Below are 6,480 nucleotides of genomic sequence, written 5' to 3' on the forward strand. Positions count from 1 at the left end.
CACTGATTCGTCGCGGAATTTGCGGTAGGACTCGTACACTTTGCGTGCGTCGCTGTTGTCGGCCACCAGGGCTTCGATGACTTCGTCGCTGGCCTCTTTCAAGGCTTTGAGGACATCATCCGGCAACCGGCGCAGTTTCACCCCGTGCTTGTTGACCAGCTCCTGGAGGGCCGCGTTGTTCTGGGCGGTGTACTCGTCGAGCATGTCCTGGTTTTCCGACTGGGCGGCGTAACGGATGATCGCCTGCAGGTCCGCCGGCAAGCTGTCCCATACCGTCTTGTTGATGGTCAGTTCCAGGGTCGGGCCCGGCTCCTGCCAACCCGGATAATAGTAGTACTCGGCTACCCGGTGCAGGCCAAAGGTCAGGTCGTTGTAGGGGCCGACCCAGTCCGCCGCATCAATGGCGCCGGTCTGCATGGAGGTGAACACCTCGGCACCGGGCAGCTGCACCGGCGTGGCACCCACCTTACCCAGCACCTCTCCGGCGAGGCCCGGCATACGCATCTTCAGACCCTTCAGGTCCTCAACGCTGTTGATTTCCTTGTTGAACCAACCCGCCATCTGGGTGCCGGTGTTGCCACAGGCAAACGGCTTGAGATTGAACTGGGCGTACAGATCGTCCCAAAGTTTCTGACCACCACCATGGTGTAACCAGCCATTCATTTCCTGGGCGGTAAGCCCGAAGGGGACGGCGGTGAAGAACGGCGTGGCCGGGTGCTTGCCTTTCCAGTAGTAGGCCGCCCCGTGACCCATCTCGGCGCTGCCCTGGCGTACCGCATCGAAGACTTCAAAGGCCGGCACCAGTTCCTTGGCGCCATAGACCTTGATCTTGATACGCCCGGCAGACATTTCTTCCACGCGCTTGGCAAACCGGTTGGCGCCGGCACCCAGGCCGGGATAGTTCTTCGGCCAGGTGGTTACCATTTTCCATTCGTAGGTCTGCTGTTCAGGCTTTTTCTTTTCCGGCTCCGCGCCGGCAGCCGCCTGACCCTCCTCGGGCGGGCAGTCTTTCTGTTCGCAGCCGGCCAGTGCCAGGCCGCCCAGCCCAAGACCCAGGGCGGAAACAAATTTACGACGATCCAAGGGGGTATCCTCCAATCATTGTTATTACCACAGAGGACGCAGAGTTCACTGAGAAAAACCCCTCCTCTCCGGTTTGTGTGGTTCTTTTCCATGACGCCCTGCCAACGGCTGGGGTGTTTCTTCGTCACTGATAAAGGGCACGGATTGCACGGCGAATTTCCTCAGTGAACTCTGCGTCCTCTGTGGTAAATCAAATCACTTCCAGTCGGGCGTACTGGCTGACCAGCCACTTGGTGCCAGCGCCGTCAAAATTGATCTGCAGCCGGGCGTTGGGGCCCTGTCCCTCAAAGTGCAATACGGTGCCTTCGCCGAATTTCGGGTGCAATACCCGCGCGCCAAGGTTGATGCCATTGGACTCGGTTTCGCGAATCGGCCGCGCGGCGCCGCCCACCGGCCGGCTGAAGCCGGCCCGGGCGCGGATTTCTTCCAGAAACTCGGCGGGGATCTCGCGCAGGAAGCGACTGGGCGGATTGTGGTTTTCATTGCCGTAAAGGCGACGGCTTTCCGCATGGGTCAGGTACAGCTCGCGCATGGCGCGGGTCAGGCCCACGTAGCAGAGGCGCCGCTCTTCAGCCATGCGGCCCGGCTCCTGGCTGGACATCTGGTGGGGGAACAGACCTTCCTCCATGCCACAGATGAACACCGCCGGGAATTCCAGGCCCTTGGCAGAGTGCAGGGTCATCATCTGCACCGCGTCCTCGTGGGCATCGGCCTGGCCCTCGCCGGATTCCAGAGCGGCGTGGTCCAGAAAGGCGGTGAGGCTGTCCAGTTCGGAGTCTTCATCCTCGTCGCCAAATTCCCGGGTGGCAGAGACCAGTTCGCGCAGGTTTTCCAGCCGCTGCTGGCCCTTCTCGCCCTTTTCCTTGCCATGAAAGTCCACCAGGCCACTGGCTTCGATCACATGCTCGGTGGTTTCCGCCAGCGACAGGCCTTCACACTGCTTGTCCAGTTGTGTCACCAAATTCAGGAACACCGCCAGGGCGTTGGTGGCCCGAGCGGTAAGTAACTGCTCACTGACCAGCGTTTGGGCGGCAGCCCACAGGGACACGCCACGCTGACGTGCCAGCTCGCGCAGGCTTTCCAGGGTCTTGTTGCCGATGCCACGGGTGGGAGTGTTCACCACCCGTTCGAAGGCGGCGTCCGCATCGCGATGGCTGAGCAGGCGCAGATAGGCCAGGGCGTTCTTGATTTCCGCCCGCTCGAAAAAGCGCTGGCCGCCGTAAATGCGGTAGGGAATGCCGGCCTGCAAAAAAGCTTCTTCCAGCACCCGGGACTGGGCGTTGGAGCGGTACAGCACCGCCATTTCCCGCCGCGCGGTCCCTTCCTGAAACAACTTTTCCACCCGCCCGGCAATAAAGCGGGCTTCGTCCACTTCATTGAAACCGGCATAGAGGCGAATCGGGTCACCATCGCTGCCTTCGGTCCACAGCTCCTTGCCGAGCCGGTCGGCATTGTTGCCAATTACGGCGTTGGCGGCTTTCAGGATAGTGCCCGTAGAGCGGTAGTTCTGTTCCAGGCGAATGGTGCGAGTATCCGGGAAATCACGACCGAACTTATGGATATTCTCGATCTTGGCGCCACGCCAGCCGTAGATGGACTGGTCGTCATCACCGACGATAGTCACGGCGTTATCGTCGTTGGCCAGCAACCGCAGCCAGGCGTACTGGATGCTGTTGGTATCCTGGAACTCGTCCACCAGGATGTGCCGGAAGCGACGCTGATAATGGCCACGCAGGTCATCGTTGTCGCGGAAAAGCTCCAGCACCCGCAACAGCATTTCGTTGAAGTCCACCAGGCCGCTGCGCTCGCAGGCTTCTTCATAGCCGAAGTAGATCTTCTGCATGGTCTGCACGAACAGGTCGCCATTGGCGTCCATGTGCTTGGCACGCAGGCCCTCATCCTTCTGGCCATTAATAAACCAGGTCGCCTGACGGGCGGGCCAACGCTGTTCGTCCAGTCCCAGCTCCTTGATCACCCGCTTGATCAGCCGAATCTGATCATCCGCATCGATGATCTGGAAGCCCTGGGGCAGGCCCGCTTCCTGCCAGTGGGCGCGCAGCAGGCGATGGGCAATGCCGTGGAAGGTGCCCACCCACATGCCGTCGGCGGACATGTCCAGCAACTGCTCGATACGCCCGCGCATTTCGGCAGCGGCCTTGTTGGTAAAAGTCACCGCCAGAATACCGAACGGCGAGGCCTGCTCGGTGGCGATCTGCCAGGCGATGCGGTGCACCAGCACCCGGGTCTTGCCCGAGCCGGCACCGGCCAGCACCAGTAAATGTCGGTCATCGGCAGCCACCGCATCGCGCTGGGCCGGGTTCAGGCCATCAATAAGGGAAGTTACGTCATCCATGGCGCGGGAGTTTAGCAGAATGTCCGCTGGCGCGATGCCTGCATACCGAAACCCGGGGCCAGATCCCCCCTACAGCATGGCAATACGCCATCATCGATAGCGAGATGGCGGTTTCCCTTGGCATCGCCGATAGGTAAACTGACAAAGAAAAACACTCGGCTAAACGCCAGAGGATAATAATCAAGGTGTCTTCGCAGTCTCCGCAAACCCGAACCGCTCCGCCGTTCAATGGCGTGGTCACTGAACAGTGCCAACTGTTACTCAGTGGCATCGCGGTACTGATTTTGCTGGAAATAGCCAGTGCCATCACGCTGGTATGGGCCTATTGGGCTACCCCGATTTCCCGACAGCATCTGCTGATCTGGCTGGGGCTGGTGGGTGCCGTCCAGGTCGGCAGGATGGTCGCCCTGCCGCTATGCCATCGGCGCCTTCGCAACGATATGGCCACGCCCCATTGCCGGCGCATTCTCTCCGTCATTGCCCTGAGCTCCCCACTGATACTGGGCGCGGCCGGTTACCTGTTCAATCCTCTGGATACCCTGTTTGCCAGCGACATGCTGGCCGCCCAGCTCACCATTGCCTGCCTGGGGCTGGGGTTGAGCACCATGGCCCTGGCAGCCTACAGCAGCCACTTCCCCACCGTTTTCCTGTACCTGCTGATGCTGCTCGGTCCCGGCATGCTGCGGCTGTCGGAAACCCAGGCCCATGGCCAGCTGTCGCTGATGCTGCTGATGTCATTGTTGGCCCTGTTCTTCCTGTTTGCTGCCCGACGCATCAACCAGACCGGCCACCAGGCCATGATGCTGCAGGCCAGCAACCGCTCGCTGATCGACTATCTGAACCGTGCGCGCAGCGACGCGGAAGCACTCAACGAGAAGCTGGCCCAGGAAATCTACGAACGCAAGGAAGCCCGGCAACGCCTGCAGGAAACCAACGAGCGGCTGGAATCCATGGTGCAGGAGCGCACCCGGGCACTGGGCGAAACCAATCAGGCCCTGGCGGCCACCGGCGAACGGCTGGAATTGGCGCTGGAAGCCAGCAATATCGGCCTGTGGGACTGGATGCTGGATACCGGTCGCAACTACCACACCAACTTCGACCGCCTGCTGGGCTACGACGGCGCCTACTTCAAGAACTTTTTCGGCGATCTGGAAACCCTGGTTCACCCGGAAGATCTGACCCGCATCCGCCGCGCCATGGTGTCCCACTTCAAGGGCCAGGATGACCGTTACCATGCTGTGTACCGGCTGCGCCATGCGGATGGCAGCTGGCGCTGGATCGAGGACGAGGGCCGGGTGGTGAAATGGTCCGACCAGGGTCGCGCCCTGCGCATGATCGGCACCCGCCGGGATATCACCGAAGACCGTCAGAGCCAGGAACAGCTGCGACTGGCCGCCACTGTGTTCGATAACGCCCCGGAAGGCATTTTCATCCTGGATCACAAATTCCGCTTCCTGGCAGTAAATGCCCGCTTCGAGCAGATCACCGGCTACAGCGAATCCATGGTTCTGGGCAGACGCATCCTCGACGAGGAGAGCACCCATGCCAACAAAGAGGCCTACCTGGCGATCACCGCCGCTCTCAATGAAAGCGGTTTCTGGGAAGGGGAAATCAATGAGCGTCGTCATAACGGCGAAATTTTCCCGGAATGGCTGCAGGTCAGTGCGGTTCGCGATGAACAGAAGCGAGTGATTCGCTATGTGGGCATGATGTCCGACCTGACCGCTCGCAAGGAAACCGAGCAGCAGCTGCAGTTCCTCTCCAATTACGACCGCCTCACCGGCCTGGCCAATCGCACCCAGTTCCGCGAGCATCTGCACAAGTCCCTGACCCTGGCGCGACTGAACCGGGAAAAGGTGGCGCTACTGATGATCGACATGGATCGCTTCAAGCCGATCAACGAATCCCTGGGCCATGAAATCGGTGACCGCCTGCTCAAAGCCGCCGCCGACCGCATCGGCCGGCACGCTGGCGGTGAAGAAAACCTGGCCCGGGTGGGCGGCGACGAGTTTACCCTGCTGCTGGAGAATCCCGGCGGCGAAGGCGCCATCAGCCAGCATTGCCAGAAACTGATCAACGCCATGAAGAAGCCCTTCATGATTGATGGCCACGAACTGCTACTTGGGGCCAGCATTGGCATCAGCGTGTTCCCGGACACCGCCAAGGAAGCCCAGAGCATGATCAATCAGGCGGATATGGCGGTGTACCAGGCCAAGCGCAGCGGCGGCAACAATTTCCAGTTCTACCGCGGCAACATGCGCGTGGCCTCGGTGGAACAGCTGGCTCTGGAGACCAGTCTGCGCAAGGCCATCTTCAAGAACGAATTCGTGGTCTATTACCAACCGAAAATGGATCTGGCCAGCAACCGCATTACCTCGGTGGAAGCCCTGGTACGCTGGCAGCACCCCACCATGGGCCTGTTACCGCCGGCAGATTTCATTCCACTGGCCGAGGAAACCGGGCTGATTTCCGCCATCGGCGAACTGGTGCTGGAGCGCGCCTGTCGCCAGGCACACCAGTGGCACAAGCAAGGTCTGGGGAATATCTGCGTTTCGGTGAACCTGTCTGCCCATCAGTTCCGCAAGGGCAATGTGGCAGAGATTGTCGACCGGGTACTGGAAAGCACCGAGCTGCCGGCCCACCTGCTGGAACTGGAGCTCACCGAAAGCCTGATCATGGAAGACATGGAGCAAAACATCGAACTGCTCCAGCAGCTGCGCACCCGCGGCATCGAACTGGCCCTGGACGACTTCGGCACCGGCTATTCCTCACTGAGCTACCTGAAACGCTTCCCGGTGGACACCCTGAAGATCGACCGCTCCTTCATCATGGACCTGGACAAGAGCCCGGACGACGCCGCCATCACCCGCGCCATCATCGACATGGCCCACAGCCTGCAGATGAACGTGGTCGCCGAAGGCGTGGAAACCGACGCCCACCTGAGCATCCTGCGCGACATGCACTGCGACAGCATCCAGGGCTACCTGATCAGCCGCCCGGTGCCGGAAAAGGAGCTGGTGGAGTTGTTGCATACGCAGGCGTAT

At 60.8% G+C, this 6,480-nt stretch carries 3 protein-coding genes; 1 reads left to right on the forward strand and 2 read right to left on the reverse strand.

Annotated elements, in window-relative coordinates:
• The coding region (locus tag HUJ17_RS14925) for a TRAP transporter substrate-binding protein (protein ID WP_290511433.1) at positions 1-1,083 on the reverse strand (1,083 nt) is incomplete at its 3' end.
• A gap of 190 nt (positions 1,084-1,273) precedes the next feature.
• Complete coding sequence (gene uvrD / locus HUJ17_RS14930) at positions 1,274-3,436, reverse strand: DNA helicase II (protein WP_290511434.1); 2,163 nt, start codon at positions 3,434-3,436, stop codon at positions 1,274-1,276.
• A 185-nt stretch (positions 3,437-3,621) separates the two neighbouring features.
• Here uvrD and HUJ17_RS14935 point away from each other — a divergent pair.
• Positions 3,622-6,480: GGDEF domain-containing phosphodiesterase (locus tag HUJ17_RS14935; protein WP_290511435.1), on the forward strand; the 2,859-nt coding region annotated here is incomplete at its 3' end.

The organism is Alcanivorax sp. (genome assembly GCF_014762765.1).
In the GTDB taxonomy this organism is placed as follows: Bacteria; Pseudomonadota; Gammaproteobacteria; order Pseudomonadales; family Alcanivoracaceae; genus Alcanivorax.

Bases quoted from the DNA above. Each gene is read 5' to 3' on its own strand.
- uvrD (WP_290511434.1), bottom strand. From the start codon at position 3,436: ATGGATGACGTAACTTCCCTTATTGATGGCCTGAACCCGGCCCAGCGC.